Below are 23,903 nucleotides of genomic sequence, written 5' to 3'. Positions count from 1 at the left end.
CGTGAGCGGTTCAGCGCGGCGGGCCGAGAATGACGCCGCCGTAGAGTTCGGATGCCTCCGCCAGGAGGGACTTGGGGATCTCGAAGCCGTCGGGGCGCGGGGTGGTGAGGTCGCGTCCGGCGTGGCGGAACATGCCCTCGATGCCGCCGGGCGTGGCGATCATCAGAAGGTCGGCGCGGTCGGAGGTGATGCGGTAGCCGTGCGGGACGTTGCGGGGCAGGTAGACAATCCCGCCTTCACGTAGCTCGTGTTCCTCCTCCCCGGACCACACGAGGGCCGTGCCCTTGATCAGCATGAACACCTCGTCCTCGCGGGTGTGCAGGTGGAACGGCGGGGCTTCGCCCTTGGCGACGTCGAAGCGGCCCACAGTCAGCTTGCCCTCGGTGGCTTCCTTGTCGAGCAGCACGGAGAACGTTCCCCCGTCGAGCCATTCCAGCTTCTGCTGCTGTTCGGGCTGCGCCAGATAGGCCATGGTCATCGGAGACCTCCAGGGAAACTCCGGCCTTCAGGCCGGCGCGGAATCGGACTCCTGCGGAGCGGTGCAAGGGGTCGGGATTCGCCCCCAGAGCGAATCCCGGTGCTCTGACTCGCAGGCCTGAACTTGACTGGTGGTGCTGTGAGTTTGTGCGTGCGACCGCACACCGTGTGAAGCGGGCGTTCACCTTCGGTGAGGGAGGGACACAGGGACATGGGCCGAGCAGGGGACGGTGTGGGCCGCACACGACGTATCCGTATATCGCGTGGATACGGACTGACTGGAGATGGAGATGACCGGCTGGTTGCAGGCGGCCATGCGGGGCTGGCCCCCGCGGGAGGAGGTCAGCCGACGGTGAGGACGAGCTTTCCGCGGCTGTGGCCGGCGTCGCTGGCCTGCTGGGCCTTGGCCGCGTCGGTAAGCGGGTAGGTCGCGCCGACCGTGATCGCCAGTGTGCCGTCGGCGGCCTGCCGGGCCAGTTCGGCCAGCCGGGCGGCCGAGCGCCGCGCCGGGCCCTCGGCGAAGACGACACCGAGTTCGCGGGCGCGGAAGTCGGCGGTGGTGACGATCCGGTCGGTGCCGCCGCGCAGGGTGATGGAGTCCTCCAGCGCGCCCTTGCCCGCGGCGTCGAGCACCGCGTCCACGCCGTTGGGGGCGAGCGCACGCACCCGCTCGACCAGACCCTCTCCATAGACCAGCGCGGTGGCGCCGAGCGAGGTCACGTACTCCTGGTTGGCCGGACCGGCGGTGCCGATGACGCGGGCGCCGCGGGCGACGGCGAGCTGGACGGCGACGGTGCCGAGCGCGCCGGACGCGCCGTGGATCAGTAGGGTCTCGCCGGCCTTGACGCCGAGCAGGTCCAGGACCCGGTCGGCGCCGTCGCCCGCCACCGGCAGGGCGGCCGCGTGCGTCCAGTCCAGACCGGCCGGCTTGAGGGCGAGAACGGCCGCACTGGCGAGCGCGTACTGGGCGTAGGCGCCGGTGTCGGACCAGCCCAGCACCTCGTCGCCCACCTGCAGCTGGTCGACGCACTCGCCGACGGCGTCGACGATCCCGGCGATCTCACCACCGGGGACGGCGGGCAGGGTGGTGGGGAAGATGGCCTCCATAGTCCCGGAACGGATCTTTCCGTCCACCGGGTTGACACCGACAGCCTGTACACGCACGCGGACCTGGCCGGAGCCGGGCTCGGGGACCTCGGTCTGCGCCTCGTGCAGGACCTCGGTGCCGCCGAACGTGTCGAAAACGATGGCCTTCATAACTGTGTCTCCTTCAATGAGTTGATCCGGCGAACCAGATCAGGTGGCCAGACACCTAAAACGTGCCGCCAATCATGTGGCTGGCCAAATAACTGTTGGATGGGCTCGTTCGCGGGCTGGAGCCGCGGAGTTTCGGGCCGCCTGCCCGCGCCCGGGGCTGTTCGGCAGTTTCCGGGCCTGATCAGGGTCTGCCAGTCACTGGCAGTGCAGCTCCAGCAAGCCCACCTCGGGATGCTGGCAGTGCTTGGAGGCGATGGGTGTGTTCACCTCGTGCATCCGCCGGACCAAGACGTCCGTCAGTGCTGTGGGGCTCTTTCCGGCCCTGCTGCGGGTCTCGTGCGGTGGACCTCGGGGTCGTGTCCGAGCTGATCGTCGGGGCTGGAGCCCGTGGAAGGATGGCCTCGATGACGGGTTCCTACGAATTCAGCTCGGTCGGAACGACCGGGTCGGAACTCTGGTGCCGCTGCTTCGGGCCGTCACCCGGCCCGGAGCTGCACCTGCTCGCTGTCGTCCTTCGTTTCGATGACGTGGATGCACCGGTCGAGGGCGGCCACCATGTAGCGGCGCCAGAGCGGGGCGAAGGGACCGGCCAGGATCCAGCGGCGGCCGGGCAGCGGCTTGAACTCGTAGGTCCAGCGGATGAGTGTGCCGTCACCGTCCGGGTTGACGTTGAACTCGCCCCGTATACCGGCCGCGAGGCGGGAGAGGACGTTGGTGAAGCCGGTCAGCTGGTAGGCGAAGCTGGAGCCCGGTACGTACTCGGTGAGTTCTTCGTCGGCCTGGGAGCCGTCGTCGAACTGCGGGTTCCTTCGCGGGCCCACGTGGTCCCAGGCCTCGGTCTGGTTCTTCACGCTGCTGATGCCCGGGAACGGGGCCACCGGGCGGAAGACGGTGGGGAGGTCGATAGGCACCAGGACGCGGAAGGCGTCCTGGGGTGCCGTGCGGGTCCGCTGCTGGACAGTGATGGCGACGGTCTTGTCGGCTGGTCCGATGAGGAGTGTGGTCATGGTTCAGCTCTCCGTGGTGGTGGGGAGGGTGGGGTAGTCGGTGTAGCCGCGGTGGTCGCCGCCGTAGAAGGTGGCGGGGTCGGGCCCGTTGAGCGGGGCGCCCGTGCGGACGCGGTGGGGCAGGTCGGGGTTGGCCAGTGCCGTGGCGCCGACCGAGACGGCGTCGGCCAGACCGGAGTCGAGGTCGGCGAAGCGGGTGTCGAGCGGGGTGCCGCTGCGGTTGACGATCAGTGCCGTGGACCACTGCCGGCGTTTGTGCTGCAGGAATTCCTCGTCGGGTCCCTGGATGAGGTGCAGGTAGGCGAGGCCGAGCGGGTCGACGGCGTCGAGCAGCGCCGGGTAGACGTCATGCATGTCGTGCTCGGTGATGTCGTTGTAGGGGTTGCCGGGAGAGATGCGCAGGCCCGTGCGGTCGGCGCCGATCTCGGCGGCCACCGCGGACGTCACCTCGGTGGCGAAGCGGATGCGGTGGGCGACGGAGCCGCCGTACCGGTCGGTGCGCTCGTTGGCGTTGGAGGAGAGGAACTGGTGGACGAGGTAGCCGTTGCCGCCGTGGATCTCCACGCCGTCGAACCTGGCGGCGACGGCCGCCGCCGCGCGGCGGAACTCGTCGACCACGCCGGCGATCTCGTCGGCGGCGAGGGCCCGGGGAGCGGGCATCCCCTGGGGGCCGGTGGCGGTGAACATGACGCCCTTGGGCTGTACGGCCGAGGGGGCCACGGGCGTGCGGTGGTGCAGGGTGTTGTCCGGGTGGGAGACACGGCCGGCGTGCATCAGCTGGACCACGATGCGCCCGCCCTCGGCGTGGACGGCGTCGGTGACCTTGCGCCAGCCGGCGATGTGCGCGTCGGTGTGGATTCCCGGCGTCAACAGGTAGCCCTGACCGTCTTCGGACGGCTGGGTGCCCTCGGTGATGATCAGGGCCATGGAGGCCCGCTGCCGGTAGTACTCGACATTGAGTTCGCTGGGCAGGCCGTCCGCCAGGGAGCGGTCACGGCTCATGGGCGCCATGACGAGCCGGTGCGGCAGTTCCATGACACCGACGGTGACGGGGGTCCAGAACAGTCATGGGTGAGCGCTTTCCGCTTCAGGGTGATCAGAGTTGGAGGGTGTGGAGGGACTAGAGGGAGGCGAGGGCGCGTACGCGGTCGGCGATGGCGCGGCGGGCGACGTCGGTGGTGAAGGCGATGGAGTCGAACTCGTGCGGGACGCCGGGGTGGAGGTGGAACTCCACGGGTACGCCGGCCCGGCTGAGTTTGAGGGCGTAGACGAGGTCCTCGTCGCGGAAGGCGTCGAGCTGGCCGACCTCGATGTAGGCGGGAGGCAGACCGGTGGCGTCGTCGAGGCGGGCCAGCGCGGCCGTGGCGGGTACGTCGGGCCCGCCCGCAGCGTCGCCGAGCAGGGCCGGCCACGCGGTGCGGCTGTCGTCGTAGGACCACAGCAGGTAGGGCTCGATGTGCGGGTCGGGCGTGGTGGCGCGGTCGTCGAGCAACGGCATGAGCAGGATCTGCCGGGCGATCGCCGGGCCGCCGCGCTCCCGGGCGAGGATCGACAGCGCCGCGGCCAGTCCGCCTCCGGCGCTGTCGCCCATCACACCGATCCGCGCGGGGTCGACATCCAGCTCGCCGGCGTGCTCGTGCAGCCAGCGCAGGGCGGTGTACGCGTCCTCGACCGGTGTCGGGAAGGGGTGTTCGGGGGCTCGGCGGTATTCGACCGACAACATCGGCACCCCGCTGGCGGAGACGTAGCGGGCAACTGGGCCGTCAAACAGGTCGATGTGGCCGAAGATGTAGCCGCCGCCGTGGAAGAACAGCGCGGCCGGACCGCTTGGAACGTCCGTCTTGGCGTACCAGCGCATGGTGATCTTCGTGCCGTCGTCCGCGGTCGCGTAGTACTCGGTGGTCGTGACGTCGGCCGGGACCGGTTGGGCCGCCGAAGCGGCACCGATGATCGGTTCCCACATGGCGCGGCGCGCGGCGACGTCGCCGACCGGCGGAGGGGTGGCGCCCGCCATGACCTCGGCCATGGGGGCGAACACCTGGGCGAACTCGGGGTCGAAACTGAGTGACATGACTGTCCTGCCTTCTTAGCTGGTTGGGTCTGATCTGGTCATTCGTGGAATCAGCGGGCCCAGAAGTTCCGGGTTTGGCAGGCGAGGGTTTGCCGTTGGGCGGCTCAGCAGACCTGACCCTCTGGAATCCCGCGCCGACTCGGCCGCCAATCGGGAGACGCGACCCCAACGATCACTCCACGCAATGTGCTTCAGTTTTGAAGCGTTGGAAGGCTGAAGGACACTCCGGTTTCGAAGCGGCATCACAGGGTGAGAGGGCGGCGACTGCTGCTAGGGACCGACAGCGAACAGCATCTGCAGCTTGCCCCGGCTGGGGGAACCGGGTACGGCGGTGAAGACCAGCAGTTGCTGGCACTGCTCGGGATCCATCAGCATCTCGGAGTAGAGCTCCAGTTCCCCCAGCTCGGGGTGCAGGTAGCGCTTGAGGTCGTGGTGATGGGTCACCCCCACCTCGTGCAACCGCCAGATCTCCGCGAACTCCGAACTGGCCTCGAGCAGGGCCGCGACGATCTCACCGGCCTTACCCGTGGGATCGGCCGTGTAGGCGTCCCGGATCTCCGCGGCGAAAACCCTGCCCCGCCGCGGATGGTCCTCCACCGGATACAGGCCGCGGACCTGCGGATCGCCGGTGAACCAGCGGTAGACCAGGTACCGGGACAGGCCCGAGTAGCGGGTGAAGTCACCGAGCAGTGCGACCGCCGGAGGTGTCTGCAGGAGCGTCTCACCGAAGCGCGACATCAACATCGCCGGCACGTTCATGAGGCCGCCGACGATCCGCATCATCGTGGGACCGACATGATCATCTCGTATGATCCGCTGGGGTGCAGGGATGCCGCCGAGAGTGAAGAGATGGTCACGCTCGCTCAGGCTGAGCCGCAACGCCCGGGCCAGCGCAACGAGCATCCGCTCCGACGGGGCCGGACCACGCTGCTGCTCGATCCGGCTGTAGTAGTCGGCCGACATACCGGCCAGCGCCGCCACCTCCTCGCGCCGCAACCCGCCGGTACGGCGCCGCTGCCCACGAGGAAGCCCGACATCCTCCGGCTGCAACGCCTCACGACGTGCGCGGAGAAAATCCGCCAGCAACACCCGGTCCATCGTCCGCCCCCCTGTTCGACACACCCATCCTGGCGCGAACCGAAAACTAGATGAAGGCCCACTTTAACCGCGGACAAGTTGTCCCTGGCTGGGCTTCAGTCGGCTCGCCCGGGCCTGCGCATCTGCCTGTCGGACGGGTACCGTCCCCAACACCCGGACCACTGGCTCGAGACCTACCGGAGCGGCAGGGTGAGCTGCCCCGAGTTTCGTAGAGTCCGGTGATCTTGTTTCAGGCGTACTGCGGGGCGGCTTCCTGTTGTCGCCACCAGTCGCGTTCGTACTCGGCGGGCGGTACGTAGTCGAGGGCGGAGTGGAGCCGTTCCTCGTTGCACCACGTGACCCACTGGAAGATCGCCCGCTGGCATCTGACGGCGTCGCCGCTTCGGGCACCCATCGGCGAATGAGGGCTGTCTCCACTCGCCCTGAATGTCGGCGAAGTCTCGGGTTCAGAGGCTTGCGTGGCCAACTATCTCTGACAGCTGCCGCCAGGTACCGCTGATCAGCAGTCCCGTGATCTGGTGCGCCACGGCGAGGGCTGTCCAACTATCGATGACGGTCACAGTGGTTGCGACGTTGCCCTGTGACTGAGCGCCACAGTTGGCCATTCAGTGCTCCAGTTGGCCACCGTGACGCTCAGTGGCAACGGTGGGCTGCGACGGGCAGCACCGCGTCGGCAGGATCTCGGCCGTCCGGCGGGGCTGTCGGTGATCCGTAGGCGATGTGTCGGGGGCCGCTGGAACCGTGGGCGTCGAGCTGCCCTGCAAGGCAGCCGCAGCCGCCTTCACCAGCAAGGGAGCCCCGCCGACATGTCGTCCACATCCTCCATCCTGCCCTGGGATGTTCAACGGCTGCCGCGTGCCGATGGCAGCGTCTTCCTGGTCACCGGCGGCAACGCCGGCATCGGGTACTTCGTCGCGGAGCAGTTGTCCGCAACCGGAGCCACTGTCGTACTGGGCAGCCGGAATCCCGCGAAGGCCGAAGTCGCCACGGCCTCGATCCGCTCGCGTGCCCCTGGCGCGCGGGTGCGGGCCGTACGGCTGGACCTCGCCGACCTCTCGTCGCTCAGAACAGCGGTGGAATCACTGGATGTGGAATGCCTCGACGCGGTGGTCCACAACGCCGGCGTCGCGCTCGACGATCCGCCGCGCCGGGAGACCGGGGACGGTCACGAGCTCATGTTCGGCACGAACCACCTCGGGCACTTCGCGCTGACCCACTGGCTGATGCCGCTGTTGTCGGCCGCACCGGCGGCCCGCATCGTGACCATGGGCAGCTTCGCGGCGAAGTCCGAGCGGCTCGACCTCGACGACCTGCAGTCCCAGAAGGACTACCGGCCCAAGCGCACCTACGGACGCTCCAAGCTGGCGCAGATGTACTTCGGCCTCGAACTCGACCGCCACCTGCGCGCCGTCGACAGCACGGTGGCAAGCGTGGTGGTCCATCCCGGCGGCGCGCTGGACTCCCTGACCCCGTCACGCCCGCCAGTCCATGTGCGGACCGCTGGTGCGCGGCTCTGCGGGGCACCAGCCGCCCTCCTCGTCCAGGGCAAGCACGCCGGCGCATGGCCCGCGGTCCGAGCAGTGCTCGACCCGACCGTGCGCGGAGGGCAGCTGTGGGGACCGCGCGTCTTCAGCCTGCGTGGCAAGCCCCAGCGTGAACCGGTGTGGAACCACCTCGCCGACACCTCCGTCGCGGTGCAGTTGTGGGACGCCAGCCGTGACCTGACCGGCGTCGACCTCGGTACCATCCCCGGATAGCCCCCAGGCGCGCGCCGGCCAACAAGCGTCCTCAGGTTGGCCAACTGTGGCGCTCAGTCACATGCCCGATAGTTGGCCTCTCTGAGCGCTACTTGGCCAGTGACGTCCCGTGACCGATCTCGCTGCGGCGACTTGCGGTCACGTGCGGAGAAGCGGCTCTTCGTGGATGGGCCTGGGTGAGCCGCTCCTCTCTCATCGCCGCTGCTGTGTCGCGTGGCAGCGGTCGCCGATCGTGCGGAGGGCGTCGAGTAGTTCGGGGGGACCGTCGACCTCGAAGTCGGCGTCGATGACGAGAATGTGTGCGGCGAGCATGTGCGGAGTCTCCGCACCGACGTGGACAAGACAGGTGTGGTCGTCGACGGCTTCGACGACTGTGGCCGGGGTCAGCCATTGCACCAGTTCGGTGGCCGACTTGTGCACGAGCACCCGTGCGCGGTAGCGGGTGAGTGCCGCGTCGACGCCTTTGGCGACGTGGGCGGTCAGGTCCTGCTCCGGGGGCTCGCGGGGTGTGAAGCGCGGCCCGGTGGGGGTGCGGGGCTGTATCCGGTCGACGCGGAAGGTGCGCCAGTCGGCGCGGCCGGGATCCCAGCCGACGAGGTACCACTTACGGCCGAGGTGCACCAGCCGGTACGGCTCGATCTCCCTGCGCTGGTCGGTGCCGTCGTGGGTGCGGTAGTCGAAGCGGAGGCGGTGGTGGTCACGGCAGGCCGCGGCGATCGCGGTCAGGACCTCCGGGGCGACGACCGGTCCGCCGTGTCTGGGGGTGACGGTGGAGGCGCGCAGGAGGCTGATCCGGTGGCGCAGCCGCGAGGGCAGGACCTGTTCGAGCTTGGCCAGCGCGCGGGTGGCCGCTTCCTCGATCCCTGCGACGGCGCCACCGGTGGCGCCGTTCAGGCCGATCGCGACGGCGGTGGCCTCGTCGTCGTCGAGCAGCAAGGGGGGCAGCTTTGCCCCGGGCGTGAGCCGGTAACCGCCGCCCACGCCGGGCAGCGCGTGCACCGGGTAGCCGAGCTCGCGCAGCTTGTCGATGTCGCTGCGCACGGTGCGCGCGCTCACCCCAAGCCGCTCGGCGAGCTCCGGCCCGGTCCATGAGGGGCGGGCCTGCAGCAGGGACAGAACCTGGAGCAATCGGGCCGAGACGGTCATCACATTGCGTTACTTTACCCCTATTGCGGAATGGATCCTTCCGCAATAGGGGATGTCATGGAGGGCATGACGAACAACAACACCGCTGACACCAAGACCGAGATCCGTCCGTTCCGGATCGAGATCCCGCAGGCCGACCTCGACGATCTGAATGAGCGCCTGGCCAGGGTCCGCTTCCCGGACGAGCTGCCCGGCGCCGGCTGGGACCTCGGTGTCCCGACCGGGTACCTGGCCGAGCTGGTCGACTACTGGCGCAATGGCTACGACTGGCGCGAGCACGAGGCCGCACTGAATGAGTTCCCGCAGTTCGTGACGGAGATAGACGGCACCCAGGTGCACTTCCTGCACGTGCGCTCGCCCGAGCCGGACGCGGCGCCGCTGATCCTCACCCACGGCTGGCCGGGCTCGATCGTGGAGTTCCTCGGCGTGATCGGCCCGCTGAGCGACTCGCGCGCTCACGGCGGCGATGCGGCCGACGCCTTCCACCTGGTCATCCCGTCCGTTCCCGGCTTCGGCTTCTCCGGTCCCACCCGCGAGGCGGGCTGGAATCCGAACCGGGTGGCCCGGGCGTGGGTGGAGCTGATGCACCGCCTCGGCTACGAGCGTTTCGCCGCCCAGGGCGGCGACATGGGCGCGTTGATCACGCCGGAGATCGGCCGGGTCGCGCCCGAGTCGGTCATCGGGATCCACGTGAACGCCGCCAACGTCGGCTTCCAGCCGATGGGCCCCGCGCCGGAGGATGTGGTGGCCAAGCTGACGGACCAGGAGCGGCAGCGCCTTGAGGCGATCGGCATGTTCGCCGCTGTCGGCTCCGGCTATATGGCGATCCAGTTGACGCGTCCGCAGACCGTCGCGTACGGCCTGACCGACTCGCCGGCCGGCCAGCTCGCCTGGATCATCGAGAAGTTCAAGGAGTGGTCCAACCCCTCCGCCGAGCTGCCCGAAGACGCGGTCGACCGGGACACCCTGCTCACCAACGTGATGCTGTACTGGCTGACCGCGACAGCAGGGTCGGCAGCCCGGATGTACTACGAGGGAGGCAAGTACGCCCAGGCCGGGTGGTTCCCCCTCACGCGTTCTGGAGTGCCCACCGCGGTGGCGAACTTCGCCGGTGACACGGCGATCCGGCACTGGGCCGAAGAAGCCAACAACGTCGTCCGCTGGAGCGAGTTCGACCGCGGCGGACACTTCGCGGCCCTGGAGGCCCCCGACCTGCTGACCCGCGACGTCAGGGAGTTCTTCCGCGACCTGCGCTGATCTCACAGCGAGTGCCGCTTGAAGAAGCTGGAGGTGTCGGAGCAGCGGCAGCGCGGTAAGGCAGTGCCTCTGAAGACCGCGCACAGCTACTCAGTGATCCCCATGGGGTCATTCCTCGTGGAGAAATACGCGGCGCACATGGAGCTGCGGACGGCGCCACCGTCTGCTCGTGCACTGCGTCATCGCAGGAGGAGCGGTTGGACTCCCGGACCTGCGGGACTTCATGGACGCTGTCTTGATCGCTGCTGGGGTTCCGCCCCGGAGCGTTCAGGCGCGGATGAGGCACGGCACGCTCGCCGAGACGCTGGATACGTACGGCTTCGCTCTGGAAGTGGACTGGGAGAACGCACCGGCTTCCTTCGAGGAGTTGTACGGCATCCCGGCGCCTCCCGGTTTGCCTGAGGCGGCCTTGATACCGCGTTCACAGCGGAAGAGACGTCACGCCGACCTCGCGCGTGACCACCGACCTGGTGCACGAAGGGAACGTGCACCAGGTTCAGCCGTCACTGGCCAGAAGAGCAGGAGGAAGTCATGATCTCGGAACTCGTCAGGCAAGCGGCCACCGCTCCACAGCTGGCCGCCACAAGTGTGCAGCCGATGTGCAACGGCTCCCGTCAGCCAAGGTTGCCGCGAAGGTCAGAGCGGGTTCACGGCCACGAACGAACTGTCCTGCCGGAACAGGTCGGTGCCGTCCGACGGGTCCACGCGGAGCTGGTAGTTGTAATGGCGCAGGTAGTAGCCGGGGTAGTTGTACGACTCGAGGCGCACGGAGCCACTTGCCGTACCTGTCCGGGCGATGTACGTCGCGTCCCTGGCGAACGTCGACGAGCCGTCGTTCGCGTCGAAGCGGGCCCGGAAGTCCCAGTGGCGCAGGTAGTTGCCGGCCGCGTTCCGGAACGAGTAGCCGTTCCCGTCGGCGAGGCCCGCCACGATGGTGAACGTTGACGCCTGCTTCTCCGCGGTCGTGCTGGAGCTGGTCACCACGGGCAGGTTGAGCAGGGCCGACTGCTCCTGCCAGTAGCGGGTGGTGAAGTTGCCGGAGCGGAGGAAGCGGGTGACGCCGGTCGGCAGGGTCACCCCGCCGGACACCGTCTCCTTGATCACGGTGAAGTGGCGCGCGGTGCCGGAGATGCCCGGCAGCTTCTTGGGCGCGCTCCACGTGGCGAACGTGTCGTAGCTGTCGCTGTAGTAGTAGCTGCCGTCGCCGTATCCGTCGAAGAAGATCCGCCATGCGCCGTTGTCGAGCTGCACCAGCGCGGCGCCTTCGCGCGTGCCGCCCCAGCCCGCCCAGTTCCCGGTCCTGCGGATGGTGTACGGGCCGGCGAGCGCGGTGGCCGTGGCGTACTCGATGTACTTCGACGTCTCGTTCTTCGTGAAGGCGTGGTACGTCGAGCCGATCTTCACGACGAAAGTGTCGATGTGGTTGGCGCCGATGCCGGACAGTGCCACCGGTGAACTCCACGCGGTGAGCGCGGAGTTGGTGGCCCTGAGCAGATACGGAGTGAAGATCCACTCATCGTTGGTGGTCGAGCAGGACACGAGGATGTTGACGCTGCCGTCGCTGTCGACGAAGAACTCCGGCGCCCAGGCGCGCGACAGGTTCGCGATGGGGACGGTGTAGTCGTACAGGAACGTCCAGTTGGTCCGGTCCGAGCTGCGGGCGAAGCCGATGGTCGTGCTGGTGTCCTGCCAGGTGTGCGTGGTGTAGGTGATGTAGTAGTAGCCGTCGGTGTGCTTGATGACGCTGGCGTCCCGGATCCGGCCCGCCGGCGGTGTGTACGCGGACGCCCTGAGGAGCCGGAAGTCCGTCGCGTCGTCGGACTGGTAGACGTTCACGGTGCCGTCGTTGCTGTTGAGGAACGGCACGATGGTGTAGCGGGTGGCGGAGCCGCGGGGCGGTGCTGCCGCGGCCGCTGTCCCGAGCAGGCCGGGCAGTCCACCCACGACGAGCGCCGAGGCGGGCAGGGCGGCCATCGCCCGCAACAGGCTTCGACGCGAGGGCGCGAAGGGCCGGGAGGCACCGGTCGCGTCCGGGGTGATGGCGGGTCTGTAGGGGCTGTCTGGCGTGATCATGTGCGGCTCTCCTTGTTCCGACTGCGCTGGTGGTGCTGGTGGTGCCAGTCCCTTGGGCCCCGGGGTCGTCCGTCCCGGGGCCCAAGGGGCGTTCAGAAGCGGGCTCCGATGGCCGTGCCGTCCTTGGGCACGAGGAAGTCCCGGGCCGGCGGCAGGGAGCCGTCGGACGTACGAGGCCCGGTAATGGCGCCCGTGTTCGTACTCACGACAGAGGAATCGCCCCAACTACCGCCCAGATCCCACGAGTTGCCCTTGGATGTGGAGCCGGAGCCGAGAGCGGCGGGCCGTGCGTCCGTGATGGAGAGGTTGCCGGTGAGGACGGCCCTTCCGCCCGAGCCGTCGGCGTCGAAGCCCGTGCCCGTGTTGCGGAACGTGGTGTTGCGGCTCAGTGCCAGGGCACCCGGATTGTGGTTGTCGGTGACACCGTGCGCCGCGTTCCGATACGCGACCGAGTTGCGCAGGGTGTGGGCCACCGCCGGGGCCGGGCTTCCGCCGCCCAGCTTGAAGCCGTTGCCGTCGCCCGCGAAGTCCGGGAAGTTCCAGCGGTTGAAGCCGTTGCCGTACGCGATCGTGTTCTCGACGAGGATCGGCGAGGTGAACTTCCAGGCGTCGTAGCCGTCGTCGACGTTGTTCCACAGCCGTGCGCCCCGCACGACGTTGCCGCTCCCGCTGCCTTCCTTGATGGCGAGACCGTCCGCGCTCTCACCGTTCTTGCGCGGGTCGCGGTTTCCGTAACTGTCCAGGTTCAGGATCTGGTTGCTGCTCGAGGCGCCCTGGAGCTGGAAGCCGGACTCGTAGTTGTCGTGCGTGGTCAGACGGGAGAACACGTTGTTGTTGCAGCTGTCGCAGTAGTACCCGTACGGCCCGTTGACGATCTCGAGCCCGGAGACCTTCCAGTAGGAAGCCTCCTGGTGGATCGCGCCGCGCTCGGCGCGCGGGATGCTGCCGCCGACGGGCGTGTGGCTGGCGGGCAGCTTCTCGCCGTCGATGACGACCCGCTCGCCCTGGTACGCGCCGAGGGAGATCGGTTGCGACGCCGTTCCCGAGGTGGTGATGGTGATGTTGTCGGTCAGGGCGTAGGTACCGCCCCGCACGACGATGGCGTCACCCGGCTTCGCCTTGTCGACGGCCTTCTGGATGGTCCGCAGTGGTTGTTCGAGCGTGCCGGCGGCGGAGTCGTTCCCGTTGACGGCGACGACGATGGTCGACGCGGCGGCCGCCGGCGTCGGTATCGCCATCGTCGTCAACACGGCACTCAGTGCTGTCCCAGTGAGCATGCCCGCGATGCGCACGAGGCCTCCTTGGTTGCCGATCCGAATGGTGTCGCGGGTCAGTGGTCGCCCACCCCGGGTTGGTTGCCGGGGTGGGCGGACCCGCGCGGGGCGGCGTCGGGCCGAGGGCTCAGCGGCCGACCAGGAACGTGGCGTCGGACCTGTCGGTGGCGGTCGAAACCGGATCGATGCGCAGGACGTATCCCGAGTGCCTGATGTAGCGGTCCGGGAAGTTGTACGAGCGGAAGGACGACCAGGAGGAGTCCGCCAGGCCCGCCGTCCGGTAGAACGTGGCGTCCTGGTCGAACGTCGTCGTGCCGTCGTCGGGCTCCAGGACAAGCTGGTAGTTCTTGTGCCGCAGGTAGCGGGTCGGGTTGTTGACCGACTGGAAGGAGACCCCGGAACCGTCGGCCAGGCCGGGCACGAGCTTCCACTGCGCGTCGGTGTACGGGTCGAACGGGTACGGGTCGATGCGGCCGGCGTAGTTCGCGTGCCGTACGTACCGGTCGGGGAAGTTGTAGGACTTCAGCCGGTTCCACGACGGCGAACCGTAGCGGGCCAGGAGGTTGTCGTACTCCGCTGTCGTGATCTCCTCGATCGTGCCGTGCTTGGAGTTCACCGGCTGGGTGTACTGGCGCTGGTCGACCGGGGCCCAGGTGCCGCTGGCGAGGTCGGCGGACTGCCAGGCGTAGAAGACGCCGTTGGGGGTGTACGTGTCGCCCCACAGGAACCAGCCGTTCGACGTCGGGGACTTGACGACGATCGGGGCCTCGGTGCCGCCGTGCGCGACCGCGGTGCTGAAGGGCCGGAAGCTTCCGGGGTTCAGGGACGTGGACCTGGCGCCGACCAGTGTCTGCTTGGAACTGTCCTTGAAATACAGGTAGTTGACGCCGTTCACGTTCGTGGTCATGTTGCCGTCGATCACGTCGTAGCCGGGGTCGAAGAACACCTGGGGCGACGAGACGGTCCGGAAGTCGGTGGTGTAGTTCACCATGATCACGTTGTGGCCGCTGGAGTTGACGGCCGAGTAGATGATCCCGTACTGGCCGCGGCTCGCGTCCCAGAACGCCTCGGGGGCCCAGCTGTGCGTGGCCATCGAGTGCATCTTCACCCGGCGGTAGTTGGTGAAGCCGCGCAGGTCGGTCGAGTCCCAGACGTGGATGTACTCGTTCTGCTGGGTCCAGTCCGTGCCCTTGAGGTCGGTGGCGATCACCACGAAGGTGCCGTCCTGCTTGCGCATGATGAACGGGTCGCGCAGACCGCCCGTGCCCTGCGTCGGGGTGACCACGGGGTTGTTCTGGTTGAGCGGAGTCCAGTTGCGCGCGTCGGTGCTGACGGCCAGGTGCAGGCCGTAGTCGGTGCCGGCGCCGTTCGGGGACTCGGTGAAGTAGCCCATCACATAGGCGGAGTCGGCGGCGCGGGCGGGCTGGGTGCCCGCGGTCACGGTGGCGGCCAGGGCGAGGATCAGCGCCATGGCCATACCGAGGAGCGGGTGGATTCCTCGGCGGGCGGTGTGGCTCGGTCTGCGACTGCGGCTCATGGAGATCTCCCGGGCGTGGGGTGCCTAGCGGTGTCCCGTGTGCGCTCGCACCCGCTATGGCTGATCGAGATATCGAACATGGTTCGGTAAACCGGTCAGACCGTAGGATGCAGGTGTGGCCACGTCAATAACTTCGACACGCCCGGCCACTTCCGGCTCTGCTGTGCGACGGTCTCGATAGATGCTTAATTGCAAAACTTCGCAATTAATTGGATGCTGACTCCGTCGTGCCCGCAGGTAGCCGTGGGCGTGGCGTTCCGCGTGCCCCGGGGGTGGGCGTCCGAAGTGGGAAGTCGAGGGGTCGTGTCGGTTCCGCTCTACCAGGCCAAGGCTGATTTCTTCCGCATGCTCGGGCATCCGGTCCGTATAAGGGTCCTGGAGCTGCTGCAGGACGGACCGACCCCGGTGCGCGACCTCCTGGCCGCGACCCGGACGGAAGCCTCCGGTCTGTCGCAGCAGCTGGCGGTGCTGCGCCGCTCGGGCATCGTCACCGCGACGCGCGACGGCTCGACGGTGATATACGAGCTGGCCGGCGGCGACGTCGCGGACCTCCTGCGAGCCGCCCGCCGCATCCTGACCGAGGTCCTGTCCGGACAGAACGAGCTGCTGGCCGAACTGCGGGAAGCCGAGGGAACCGCGCGATGAAATCGGGGTTCGACCGGGTCCGGACCCGGCTCACCGCACTGCTGCCCACTCGCACCGACCTGACGGAGATGGGACGTACCCCACGGCGGGACCTGCTCGCCGGGCTCACCGTGGCAATCGTCGCGCTGCCGCTCGCCCTGGGCTTCGGTGTCTCCTCCGGCCTCGGCGCGGAGACGGGCCTCGCCACCGCGGTCGTCGCCGGTGCGCTTGCCGCGGTCTTCGGCGGTTCGAACTTGCAGGTGTCGGGCCCGACCGGGGCCATGACCGTGGTCCTGGTGCCGATCGTCGCCCAGCACGGGTCGACCGGCGTACTGACCGTCGGGCTGATGGCCGGCCTGATGCTCGTCGCGCTGGCGGCGCTGAGGGCGGGCAAGTACATGCAGTACGTGCCCGCGCCCGTGGTCGAGGGGTTCACCCTCGGCATCGCGTGCGTCATCGGACTTCAGCAGGTGCCGAACGCGCTGGGCGTCGCCGCGCCCGAGGGCGACCGCGTACTGGTGGTCACCTGGCGCGCGATCGAGGAGTTCGCCGGCCACCCGAACTGGACCGCTCTGCTGTTCGCGGCCGCCGTCGCCGTGGTCATGCTCGTCGGGGCGCGGTGGCGGCCGACCATTCCCTTCTCCATCCTCGCCGTCATCGCGGCCACGATCGTGGCGCAGCTCGCGGATCTGGACGCGGCCACGCCCATCGGCGATCTGCCGTCCGGGCTGTCCGCACCGACGCTCGGCTTCCTCGACCCGGGCACGCTCGGCTCGCTGCTCGCCCCCGCCGTCGCGGTGGCCGCGCTGGCGGCGCTCGAGTCGCTGCTGTCGGCCTCGGTCGCGGACGGTATGACAGTGGGGCAGAAGCATGATCCCGACCGGGAGTTGTTCGGACAGGGGCTCGCCAACATCGCGGCGCCGCTGTTCGGCGGGGTGCCCGCGACGGGCGCCATCGCCCGGACCGCGGTCAATGTGCGCACGGGCGCGGGCTCACGCCTTGCGGCGCTCACGCACGCCGCGATTCTGGCGGTGATCGTCTTCGCGGCGGCGCCCCTCGTGTCGAGGATCCCGCTCGCCGCACTGGCCGGCGTGCTGCTGGCCACCGCGATCCGGATGGTCGAGGTCGGCGCGCTGCGGGCGATGGTCAAGGCCACCCGTTCCGACGCGGTGATCCTCGTCCTCACCGCCGTCGCCACGCTCGTCCTCGACCTCGTCTACGCCGTGATCATCGGTCTCGTCGTGGCGGGCGCCCTCGCGCTGCGCGCGGTCGCCAAGCAGGCCCGCCTCGACCAGGTGGAGCTCGACCGCGGTGATCACAGCGCCGAGGAACACGCGCTCCTCGCCGAGCACATCGTGGCGTACCGCATCGACGGACCGCTGTTCTTCGCCGCCGCGCACCGCTTCCTGCTGGAGCTGAGCGAGGTCGCCGACGTCCGGGTCGTGATCCTGCGCATGTCCCGGGTGAGCACCATGGACGCCACTGGCGCGCTCGTCCTCAAGGACGCGGTGCAGAAGCTCCACCGGCGCGGCATCGTCGTCATGACCTCCGGCATCCGTCCCGGACAGCGCCAGGTCCTGGACTCCGTCGGCGCGCTCGACCTCCTTCGTCTGGAGGGCCGCGAGTACGCCACCACTCCCGAGGCGATCCGGGGCGCCCGCGATCACCTCGCGCTGGCCGGACTCCTGCCCTTCGTCCCCGCGCCGGCGTCCACTCCGGACATCCGCGCGGCGAACGAGGAGGCGGCGCGATAGGGGCCGCCCCCGGATGCCGGGCACCGGCCGGACTCAGGCGCGCCTCCGTTCGAGTGCGGATTCGGTTCCGTCGGTGTCCCGGGGGAGGATGGGGCGCATGCGTGTGACGAGTGCGTGGACGCGGTGCGCCGAGGGCCGGGTAGTGCGGCTGAGCTGCCCGGCAGGGGTGGGGGCGGCCGTATGAGTACGCCGCTGTACCAACTGAAGGCCGAGTTCTTCAAGACGCTCGGGCATCCGGCGCGCATCCGTGTCCTCGAACTGCTGAGTGAGCGGGAGCATGCCGTGGCGGAGATGCTGCCCGAGGTGGGCATCGAGCCTGCGAACCTCTCCCAGCAGCTGGCCGTGCTGCGGCGGGCGAATCTCGTCGTCACCCGCAAGGAGGGCTTGAACGTCTACTACTCGCTGACCAGCCCCCACGTGGCCGAACTGCTCAGGATCGCGCGAACCATCCTGTCCGGGGTCCTGGCGGGACAGGCCGAACTGCTCGCCGATCTGAAGGCCGCGCAGGGTGATGTGCGGGAAGATGCGCCGGGGGATGCGCAGGGAGACGCTCGGGGGGAGAAGAAGCCGTCGTAGTGGCGGTTTTCCGTCGTCCACGACAGCCCGCGGGACCTGGCTCGTCATGAACTCCGCCTTGACGCAGCGTCCTTCGCCCGCAGATCGCCCCGCTCCGAAACAGGTCTGCAACCGCCGGGTTTGGCGTGCCGGTGTCCGGCTACCCGGACCACGTGTCAGTACCAGAGCAACAGGAACTCGTCCGTTTCCTCGAGGACCGGTTCGCCTGTGCGCAGGCCTGTACCGAGTGCGCGCGGGTGTGCGCTCTGCGCGCGAGCCTCGCCGATCTCGACGGCCCCGAGGACCAGCAGGAGCTGCGGCGCAAGGGCATCCTGTGCGCGGAGGTCTGCGACGCGACCTGCCGCGCCCTGGCCGAACAGAGCGCGCAGGCCGAGGCCGGGGTGCGTGCCCAGGTCGAATGGTGCCGCGCGGTCTGTCTGGAGACCGCGCACGTCTTCGACCGGAGCCCCGGCGCCGAGGAGGGCGCCCAGGCCTGCCGCGACTGCGCACGCGCCTGCACGGAGTTCCTCACCCTGCTGAGGTGACGTGCTCTGCCAGGGTTGAGGCGGCCGAGGGCCAACGGGTCCGCGCCCAGAGATGAGCCTCTCGCCCGGGGCGACGGGGCACCGCAGCGCGATGAGCGGCGTGGCATGGCAGGTCGGCGAAGCCGAACTCCGGCGCAGCGGTGGGCGCTCAGCGCGGTGGTCCGCCGCGCACGGCCCCTGATCCCACTCCGGGCAGGCCCTTGGCTCACTCCCCGAGCGCCCGCCCGACCCGCACATTCCAGCGCCCCGCCCGCCCGCTGAACTCCGTCGCGGTCAACGGCGGCACATCGACGCGCCAGAACGCCGACTCCGGTGCCCCGAGCGCTCGTACCACCCCGGCCCGTACAATCTCCGGCTCGACGACGGCGACGATACGGCCCGTGCCCGAACCGGCGGCCGCCTCGAGCCACTTCGCGACGCGCTCGCACAGCGCACGTACCGATTCGCCACCATGCGGGGCGGACGCGGGGTCCGCCAGCCATCGCCCCACGGCCTCCGGTTCGCCGGCGCTCACCTCGGCGAGGGTGGCCCCGCGCCAGCGGCCCACGTCCAGGCCGGCCAACTCCGGTTCGGCGACGGCGTCGAGGCCGAGGGCCGTGGCCGTCTCCCGGCAGCGCACGGTGGGCGAGGCCAACGCCTGGTCAGGGGCGGGCAGCGAGCCCGCGGCGGACCGCGCGAGCCGCAGCCCGGCCGCGTCGAGAGGACATTCATCGTCGAAACGAGCCTCCCGCAGCGCCGCACTGATCGCTGGTGAGATCAACATCACTCGGCAGGTCATCGGCTCACTCCCGTGCTCCCCAACTGCTCAACACCCCTGTCAGTACCGGGAATTGGTGTCATGGCCAGGACACCGGCGCACGCCCCGGCACCCCGTGCGCCCTTGGCCGCGCTTCCGCTTCGCGGTACCTTCTCGTCGATATTGACGACGGTTCGACGGAAGCCGGTGAGAATCCGGCACGGTCGCGCCACTGTAAGCCCCGTACCAACCGCTCCCACCAGGGGCGGTGAAGGTCGAGCAAGTCAGACCCGTGGCCGTCGTCCTGTGCACCACCGAGATGGGACGCGAGTTCCCCCAGGAGGTCCTGCCATGGCGCAGTCCGCCGTCGCCCAGCCGACCGCAACCACCCCCGCCGTACCCGCAAAGCTGCCGATCGGCGCGATCGCCCCCTGGGCGGTCTTCTTCGGCATCCTGATGCTGGTGCTGCTCTACTTCGTCGGCGCCGAACAGGGCGCCACCTCCCTGGTCTCCGGCGAAGGCGTGCACGAGTGGGTGCACGACGCCCGCCACCTGCTCGGCTTCCCCTGCCACTGACGGCGACAAGGAACCGACAGGACAACTCCATGAACTCCGTCACCGTCAGAAACCTCCTGGTGCGTGGCATGCTCGCGGGTCTCGCCGCGGGCGTGCTCGCCCTGGTCGTCTCCTACTTCCTGGCCGAACCGCGCGTCGACGAGGCGATCGCGTTCGAGGAGGCCCACGCCCACGAACACGGCGGCGAAGAACTCGTCACCCGTGCGATGCAGTCCACCGGAGGCCTGGCCACCGGCATCCTCGTCTACGGGGTCGCGTTCGGCGGCATCGCCGCCCTCGCGTACTGCTTCGCGCTCGGCAGGATCGGCCGCTTCGGGCCGCGCGCGAGCGCACTGCTGCTGGCGGCCGCCGGGCTGTTCGCGGTCTACGTGGTGCCGTTCCTCAAGTACCCGGCGAACCCGCCCGCCGTCGGCGACCCCGACACCCTCAACCAGCGCACCGCGCTGTTCTTCCTGATGATCGTGCTCAGCGTGCTGCTGACCGTCGCCGCGGTGATCCTCGGCAAACGCCTCGCCGCACGCCTGGGCAACTGGAACGCCAGCGTCGCGGCGGGCGCGTTCTTCGTCCTGACAGTCGGCCTGGCATACGCGTTCCTGCCGTCGTTCAACGAGGCTCCGGAGGGCTTCCCCGCCACCCTGCTGTGGCAGTACCGGCTGGCCACCCTGGCCATCCAGGCGACCCTGTGGACCGTGTACGGCCTGGTCTTCGGGGTGCTGGCGGAGCGCCTGCTGGCTCCCAAGCCGGCCACGGCCGAGGGGAAGGCGCCCGAAGCACGGGCAACTCCCGTCGCGCACTGATCGGTTCGCTCACCGAAGAGGGTCCCCGGATCACCGATCCGGGGACCCTCTTCGTGCGAGCACGCAGGTACGTACGTCACCGGCATTCCCAATTTCTGGAACACGTTCTACGGTGTGCGCCGTCAGGCCCGGGTGGCCTGGGCCCTGTCAGCGGACCAGTGGGAGCCAGGAGGCGCCGTGCATCTCGAATACACGCCGGAGCAGCAGCGGTTGCGCACCGAACTGCGCGCCTACTTCACCGAACTGGTGCCGGACAACGTCTACTCCCGCTACGGCGACCCGGCGGAGCAGAAGCGCTTCTACCGCGACACCATCCGCCGGCTCGGCTCCGACGGGTGGCTCGGCGTGGGCTGGCCGAAGGAGTACGGCGGGCGCGGCCTGACCCCGATGGAACAGTTCATCTTCTTCGACGAGGCCGCCCAGGCGGGCGTACCGCTGCCGCTGATGGCACTGAACACGGTCGGCCCGACGATCATGCAGTTCGGCACGGACGAACAGAAGGCGTACTTCCTGCCGAAGATCCTCTCCGGCGAGATCGACTTCGCGATCGGCTACAGCGAGCCCGACGCGGGCACGGACCTGGCCGCGCTGAAGACCCGCGCGGTCCGGGAGGGCGACGAGACGACCGGCCACTACACGGTCAACGGCCAGAAGATCTGGACGACGAACGGCGACACGGCGGACTGGGTGTGGCTCGCGGTGCGCACCGACCCGGACGCCCCGCCCCACAAGGGCATCACCATGCTCCTCGTGCCGACCTCCGACCCCGGCTACTCCTGCACGATCATCAACACCCTCGCCTCGCACGACACCACCGCCAGCTATTACGAGAACATCCGCGTCCCCGTCTCCCGCCGCGTCGGCGAGGAGAACAAGGGCTGGCGGCTGATCACCAACCAGCTCAACCACGAGCGCGTCACCCTCGCCGCGCACGGCACCATGGCCATCCGCGCCCTGCACGACGTGCAGCGCTGGGCCATGGAGACCAAGCTCGCCGACGGCCGACGCGTCGTCGACCTGCCCTGGGTACGCCGCCGCCTCGCCCAGACCCACACCAGGCTCGACGCGATGAAACTCCTCAACTGGCAGATGGTGAACGCCGTCCAGGAGGGCACCCTCACCCCCCAGGACGCCTCCGCCGTGAAGGTGTACGGCTCCGAGGCGCGCCGGGACGCGTACGCCTGGCTCATGGAGATCGTCGCGGTGGCCGGCGTCCTCAAGGAGGGCTCGGCGGGCGCGGTGCTCCACGGCGAACTGGAGCGCGGCTACCGATCGGCTGTGATCTTCACGTTCGGCGGCGGGAACAACGAGATCCAGCGGGAGATCATCTCGTGGATCGGTCTGGGGATGCCACGGGTACGGCGTTAGCCTGACTGTGACGAGGATTCTTAGTTGGCACTTAGGATTTCTGGCCATTTCACTTCGCCGGCCGAGGTCCCGTACATGTAGTGCCTGTCGGATTGTTCGTTGTTGACTCGGAATCCTCCGGAGATTGATTCGAGCCTCCATAGCGAATCTGGGGTGACTTCGCCGGAGTTCCAGATGACGGCGTTGTTCGGTTCGGAGTCGGCGTAGAATCGCCCGGTTCTGGCGTTCCTAATCGTCCAAGCGCCGGAGGAGAGGTAGGCCCGGGCTGCCACCACCGCCACCAACGCCGCTCATGATGGCATCAATAATGCCCTGCTGGGTCACCGCATAGGAATGTCGGTTGAATAGGCCGAACCCGTACCGTCCGGTTGCGCCGTTGTCCCAGTAGACTGTGGCCGCTCCATACTTCTTGGCGGTGGACACGACGGTGCGCACGTAGTCTGCACGATACCTGGAGTTCGATGAATCGAACGATGACTTGTCGATCGCACCGTACTCACCGACGACTACCGGATATCCCCGCACGACGAATTTGTCGTACATCTTCTTCAACTGCGCGTCCAGATAGTCCTCCTGTCCCCAGGTAGACGTCTTTGACGGATTGGTCGCTGCTCGTCCCCACTGCGTGATGGTGCCGCTTTCCTCTCCGGCGAAGTCCCACGGATCGTAGTAGTGAACGGAGATCATGATGCGCTGTTCATCACTGGGGATGGAAGGGGAGCGATATTGGTCGGTCGGCAGCACGAAGCCGTAGTTCCCTGCGGTGTACTCGATGTTCGTGTTCCAGCCGGGAACGAGCAGCCACCTTGAACCGTTGTTCCCGCCGGTCCTCCGGACGGTGTCCACGAAGATCTGGTTGTAGCTGTTGATGTTCGAGTAGCACGGCTGGGTGGGGCGGCCGAATTGACCGTCGAAGTTTTCGTTCATGGACTCCAGGATCAGGCGCTGGTCGTAGTTCTGGAACCTGGTCGCGATCTGCTGCCAGACCTTCTGGTACTTGGCCCTGATCGCCGTCTGGTTGGACGAGTCACAGATCAGCCAGGAGCCCTGGATGGTCTTGTAGCCGTCGCCGTGCATGTTGATCAGCACGTACAGGCCACGGTTGTAGGCGTAGTTGACGACTTCCTGGATCCTGTTCAGCCAGGCGGCGTTGATCGTGTAGTCCGGGCCGGGACCTATGTGTCCCAGATAGGAGACCGGGATTCGTATTGTTTTGAATCCTGCGGATTTCACCTTGTCGATGAGGGCCTGCGTGATGGTCGGCTGGCCCCATGCCGTTTCGCTGGGATATCCGTTGGAGTTGGCCTCCATCTGGTTCCCCAGGTTCCAGCCGGCGCCCATGTCGGCGACGATCTGCGAGGCGTTCAGCTGTGTCGTGGTGTCGGCCGATGCCTGGTTCGTCAGGCCGGCGACAGATGCGGCGACCGCCAACACGGCGGCAAGGAAAATGGCTCTGATCTTCCCTGCTGGTGAAACCATGGGTATTCCCTCTCTTCCAGTCTTGAGGGTGTCAAAACCAAGTAGATCTACCTGCCTGGGCGCGGTGGTGGGTGGTCATGGCATGGTCGTACGCTCCCGGTGATCATGAGTGGGAAGCGCTCGCGCGTGTGCGGAGCAGCTCGGCGGACTCGGCAGACTCGGCGCGACCACTTTGCCGCTTGACCACAGGTCCTCCTTTGGTCCTGGGGGAACATGAGGACGTGTGGTCCTGCATCAAGACTGTGAACGTACACGGTCAAACGCTTGCCGATGTAAGCGCATGCTGGAGATCGTTTCAAGTGTTGCGCGCGAACTAGTGTGAACGTGCACAGTGTGTCCCGGGGTCCGGAACAGGCTCATCGCGTGGTCGCCGATGGTGGCCTGACCGTGTGCTGCGCTTTGGGGGTGGCCTGGACTTCGCCGGCTACATCCGGCCCAGACGCCCGCCGCCCCGTTGATGCAATGACGGCGGACCGTCCTGGCACTCGCAGCCAGGGCGGCAGGCGAGATCCCTC

At 68.4% G+C, this 23,903-nt stretch carries 22 protein-coding genes and 1 riboswitch; of the genes, 9 read left to right on the top strand and 13 right to left on the bottom strand.

Going from position 1 to position 23,903, the window contains the following annotated elements:
- Positions 1-10 precede the first annotated feature (10 nt).
- The 7 genes from GAS53_RS18930 to GAS53_RS55220 form a co-directional block, all read right to left on the bottom strand.
- Positions 11-478, bottom strand: a complete 468-nt coding sequence (locus tag GAS53_RS18930; protein ID WP_151478809.1) for a cupin domain-containing protein — start codon at positions 476-478, stop codon at positions 11-13.
- 341 nt (positions 479-819) lie between these two features.
- Positions 820-1,734 (bottom strand): NADP-dependent oxidoreductase, encoded by a 915-nt coding sequence (locus GAS53_RS18925; RefSeq protein ID WP_151478808.1) that lies wholly within the window; start codon positions 1,732-1,734, stop codon positions 820-822.
- A gap of 476 nt (positions 1,735-2,210) precedes the next feature.
- A complete protein-coding gene (locus GAS53_RS18920; protein ID WP_151478807.1) occupies positions 2,211-2,741 on the bottom strand; it encodes an SRPBCC family protein in 531 nt (176 codons plus the stop codon).
- Between the two features lie 3 nt (positions 2,742-2,744).
- Positions 2,745-3,806: an alkene reductase gene (locus GAS53_RS18915; RefSeq protein ID WP_225858991.1), complete on the bottom strand. Its 1,062-nt coding sequence runs from the start codon at positions 3,804-3,806 to the stop codon at positions 2,745-2,747.
- 55 nt (positions 3,807-3,861) lie between these two features.
- The gene (locus GAS53_RS18910; RefSeq protein WP_151478805.1) at positions 3,862-4,812 is read right to left on the bottom strand and encodes an alpha/beta hydrolase; all 951 of its coding nucleotides are present in this window, start codon (positions 4,810-4,812) and stop codon (positions 3,862-3,864) included.
- A 270-nt stretch (positions 4,813-5,082) separates the two neighbouring features.
- Complete coding sequence (locus GAS53_RS18905) at positions 5,083-5,910, bottom strand: helix-turn-helix transcriptional regulator (protein WP_151478804.1); 828 nt, start codon at positions 5,908-5,910, stop codon at positions 5,083-5,085.
- A gap of 229 nt (positions 5,911-6,139) precedes the next feature.
- A complete protein-coding gene (locus tag GAS53_RS55220; protein ID WP_192583169.1) occupies positions 6,140-6,304 on the bottom strand; it encodes a hypothetical protein in 165 nt (54 codons plus the stop codon).
- A 412-nt stretch (positions 6,305-6,716) separates the two neighbouring features.
- On the opposite strand from GAS53_RS55220, the gene GAS53_RS18900 reads away from it, so the two are divergent.
- Positions 6,717-7,667, top strand: a complete 951-nt coding sequence (locus tag GAS53_RS18900) for an SDR family NAD(P)-dependent oxidoreductase (protein ID WP_151478803.1) — start codon at positions 6,717-6,719, stop codon at positions 7,665-7,667.
- A 192-nt stretch (positions 7,668-7,859) separates the two neighbouring features.
- Here the strand turns inward: GAS53_RS18900 and GAS53_RS18895 are convergent, their stop codons facing one another.
- The gene (locus GAS53_RS18895; RefSeq protein ID WP_151478802.1) at positions 7,860-8,816 is read right to left on the bottom strand and encodes a helix-turn-helix transcriptional regulator; all 957 of its coding nucleotides are present in this window, start codon (positions 8,814-8,816) and stop codon (positions 7,860-7,862) included.
- 63 nt (positions 8,817-8,879) lie between these two features.
- Here GAS53_RS18895 and GAS53_RS18890 point away from each other — a divergent pair, with 63 nt between their 5' ends.
- Entirely contained in the window at positions 8,880-10,070 is a 1,191-nt protein-coding gene (locus GAS53_RS18890; protein WP_151478801.1) for an epoxide hydrolase family protein, read from the top strand.
- A 636-nt stretch (positions 10,071-10,706) separates the two neighbouring features.
- Here GAS53_RS18890 and GAS53_RS18885 read toward each other — a convergent pair.
- From GAS53_RS18885 to GAS53_RS18875, 3 genes are all read right to left on the bottom strand, one after another.
- Positions 10,707-12,044, bottom strand: a complete 1,338-nt coding sequence (locus GAS53_RS18885; protein ID WP_225858990.1) for a glycoside hydrolase family 43 protein — start codon at positions 12,042-12,044, stop codon at positions 10,707-10,709.
- 191 nt (positions 12,045-12,235) lie between these two features.
- Positions 12,236-13,435, bottom strand: coding sequence for a right-handed parallel beta-helix repeat-containing protein (locus tag GAS53_RS18880; RefSeq protein ID WP_318722793.1), 1,200 nt, complete (start codon positions 13,433-13,435; stop codon positions 12,236-12,238).
- Between the two features lie 109 nt (positions 13,436-13,544).
- Positions 13,545-14,894, bottom strand: coding sequence for a glycoside hydrolase family 43 protein (locus GAS53_RS18875; protein ID WP_151478837.1), 1,350 nt, complete (start codon positions 14,892-14,894; stop codon positions 13,545-13,547).
- Positions 14,895-15,257: 363 nt separating this feature from the next.
- Between GAS53_RS18875 and GAS53_RS18870 the strand changes: the two genes are divergently transcribed.
- From GAS53_RS18870 to GAS53_RS18855, 4 genes are all read left to right on the top strand, one after another.
- Positions 15,258-15,599, top strand: a complete 342-nt coding sequence (locus GAS53_RS18870; RefSeq protein WP_151478799.1) for an ArsR/SmtB family transcription factor — start codon at positions 15,258-15,260, stop codon at positions 15,597-15,599.
- A complete protein-coding gene (locus GAS53_RS18865) occupies positions 15,596-17,332 on the top strand; it encodes a SulP family inorganic anion transporter (protein WP_151478798.1) in 1,737 nt (578 codons plus the stop codon). Before GAS53_RS18870 ends, GAS53_RS18865 begins: the two co-directional genes overlap by 4 nt.
- 180 nt (positions 17,333-17,512) lie before the next feature.
- The gene (locus tag GAS53_RS18860; RefSeq protein ID WP_151478797.1) at positions 17,513-17,908 is read left to right on the top strand and encodes an ArsR/SmtB family transcription factor; all 396 of its coding nucleotides are present in this window, start codon (positions 17,513-17,515) and stop codon (positions 17,906-17,908) included.
- A gap of 152 nt (positions 17,909-18,060) precedes the next feature.
- Positions 18,061-18,432: a four-helix bundle copper-binding protein gene (locus GAS53_RS18855; protein ID WP_151478796.1), complete on the top strand. Its 372-nt coding sequence runs from the start codon at positions 18,061-18,063 to the stop codon at positions 18,430-18,432.
- A 205-nt stretch (positions 18,433-18,637) separates the two neighbouring features.
- Here GAS53_RS18855 and GAS53_RS18850 read toward each other — a convergent pair whose 3' ends face one another.
- The gene (locus GAS53_RS18850; protein ID WP_151478795.1) at positions 18,638-19,210 is read right to left on the bottom strand and encodes a histidine phosphatase family protein; all 573 of its coding nucleotides are present in this window, start codon (positions 19,208-19,210) and stop codon (positions 18,638-18,640) included.
- Positions 19,211-19,341: 131 nt separating this feature from the next.
- A riboswitch (cobalamin riboswitch) is annotated at positions 19,342-19,483 on the top strand.
- Between the two features lie 36 nt (positions 19,484-19,519).
- On the opposite strand from GAS53_RS18850, the gene GAS53_RS18845 reads away from it, so the two are divergent.
- The 3 genes from GAS53_RS18845 (at position 19,520) to GAS53_RS18835 (ending at position 21,909) form a co-directional block, all read left to right on the top strand.
- The gene (locus GAS53_RS18845) at positions 19,520-19,744 is read left to right on the top strand and encodes a CbtB domain-containing protein (RefSeq protein ID WP_151478794.1); all 225 of its coding nucleotides are present in this window, start codon (positions 19,520-19,522) and stop codon (positions 19,742-19,744) included.
- Positions 19,745-19,773: 29 nt separating this feature from the next.
- Positions 19,774-20,541: a CbtA family protein gene (locus GAS53_RS18840; RefSeq protein ID WP_151478793.1), complete on the top strand. Its 768-nt coding sequence runs from the start codon at positions 19,774-19,776 to the stop codon at positions 20,539-20,541.
- Between the two features lie 177 nt (positions 20,542-20,718).
- Complete coding sequence (locus GAS53_RS18835) at positions 20,719-21,909, top strand: acyl-CoA dehydrogenase family protein (protein WP_151478792.1); 1,191 nt, start codon at positions 20,719-20,721, stop codon at positions 21,907-21,909.
- A 228-nt stretch (positions 21,910-22,137) separates the two neighbouring features.
- On the opposite strand, the gene GAS53_RS18830 is transcribed toward GAS53_RS18835, so the two are convergent.
- Positions 22,138-23,388 carry a glycoside hydrolase family 5 protein gene (locus tag GAS53_RS18830; RefSeq protein ID WP_151478791.1) on the bottom strand — a complete coding sequence of 417 codons (1,251 nt, stop codon included), beginning with the start codon at positions 23,386-23,388 and terminating at the stop codon, positions 22,138-22,140.
- Positions 23,389-23,903: the final 515 nt, after the last annotated feature.

The organism is Streptomyces albicerus, from assembly GCF_008905045.1.
GTDB lineage: Bacteria > Actinomycetota > Actinomycetes > Streptomycetales > Streptomycetaceae > Streptomyces > Streptomyces albicerus.
The sequence above is the reverse complement of the archived record's forward strand: the minus strand, read 5'-3'. Positions and strand labels throughout refer to the sequence as shown.

What these genes read in the sequence shown, in the direction of transcription:
- GAS53_RS18830 (WP_151478791.1), bottom strand. Translation starts at nt 23,388, where the DNA reads ATGGTTTCACCAGCAGGGAAGATCAGAGCCATTTTCCTTGCCGCCGTG.
- GAS53_RS18920 (WP_151478807.1), bottom strand. Translation starts at nt 2,741, where the DNA reads ATGACCACACTCCTCATCGGACCAGCCGACAAGACCGTCGCCATCACT.
- GAS53_RS18885 (WP_225858990.1), bottom strand. Translation starts at nt 12,044, where the DNA reads ATGGCCGCCCTGCCCGCCTCGGCGCTCGTCGTGGGTGGACTGCCCGGC.
- GAS53_RS18840 (WP_151478793.1), top strand. Translation starts at nt 19,774, where the DNA reads ATGAACTCCGTCACCGTCAGAAACCTCCTGGTGCGTGGCATGCTCGCG.
- GAS53_RS18925 (WP_151478808.1), bottom strand. Translation starts at nt 1,734, where the DNA reads ATGAAGGCCATCGTTTTCGACACGTTCGGCGGCACCGAGGTCCTGCAC.
- GAS53_RS18905 (WP_151478804.1), bottom strand. Translation starts at nt 5,910, where the DNA reads ATGGACCGGGTGTTGCTGGCGGATTTTCTCCGCGCACGTCGTGAGGCG.
- GAS53_RS18865 (WP_151478798.1), top strand. Translation starts at nt 15,596, where the DNA reads ATGAAATCGGGGTTCGACCGGGTCCGGACCCGGCTCACCGCACTGCTG.
- GAS53_RS18845 (WP_151478794.1), top strand. Translation starts at nt 19,520, where the DNA reads ATGGCGCAGTCCGCCGTCGCCCAGCCGACCGCAACCACCCCCGCCGTA.
- GAS53_RS18930 (WP_151478809.1), bottom strand. Translation starts at nt 478, where the DNA reads ATGACCATGGCCTATCTGGCGCAGCCCGAACAGCAGCAGAAGCTGGAA.
- GAS53_RS18860 (WP_151478797.1), top strand. Translation starts at nt 17,513, where the DNA reads ATGAGTACGCCGCTGTACCAACTGAAGGCCGAGTTCTTCAAGACGCTC.
- GAS53_RS18910 (WP_151478805.1), bottom strand. Translation starts at nt 4,812, where the DNA reads ATGTCACTCAGTTTCGACCCCGAGTTCGCCCAGGTGTTCGCCCCCATG.
- GAS53_RS55220 (WP_192583169.1), bottom strand. Translation starts at nt 6,304, where the DNA reads ATGGGTGCCCGAAGCGGCGACGCCGTCAGATGCCAGCGGGCGATCTTC.
- GAS53_RS18875 (WP_151478837.1), bottom strand. Translation starts at nt 14,894, where the DNA reads ATGGCCATGGCGCTGATCCTCGCCCTGGCCGCCACCGTGACCGCGGGC.
- GAS53_RS18900 (WP_151478803.1), top strand. Translation starts at nt 6,717, where the DNA reads ATGTCGTCCACATCCTCCATCCTGCCCTGGGATGTTCAACGGCTGCCG.
- GAS53_RS18850 (WP_151478795.1), bottom strand. Translation starts at nt 19,210, where the DNA reads ATGACCTGCCGAGTGATGTTGATCTCACCAGCGATCAGTGCGGCGCTG.
- GAS53_RS18890 (WP_151478801.1), top strand. Translation starts at nt 8,880, where the DNA reads ATGACGAACAACAACACCGCTGACACCAAGACCGAGATCCGTCCGTTC.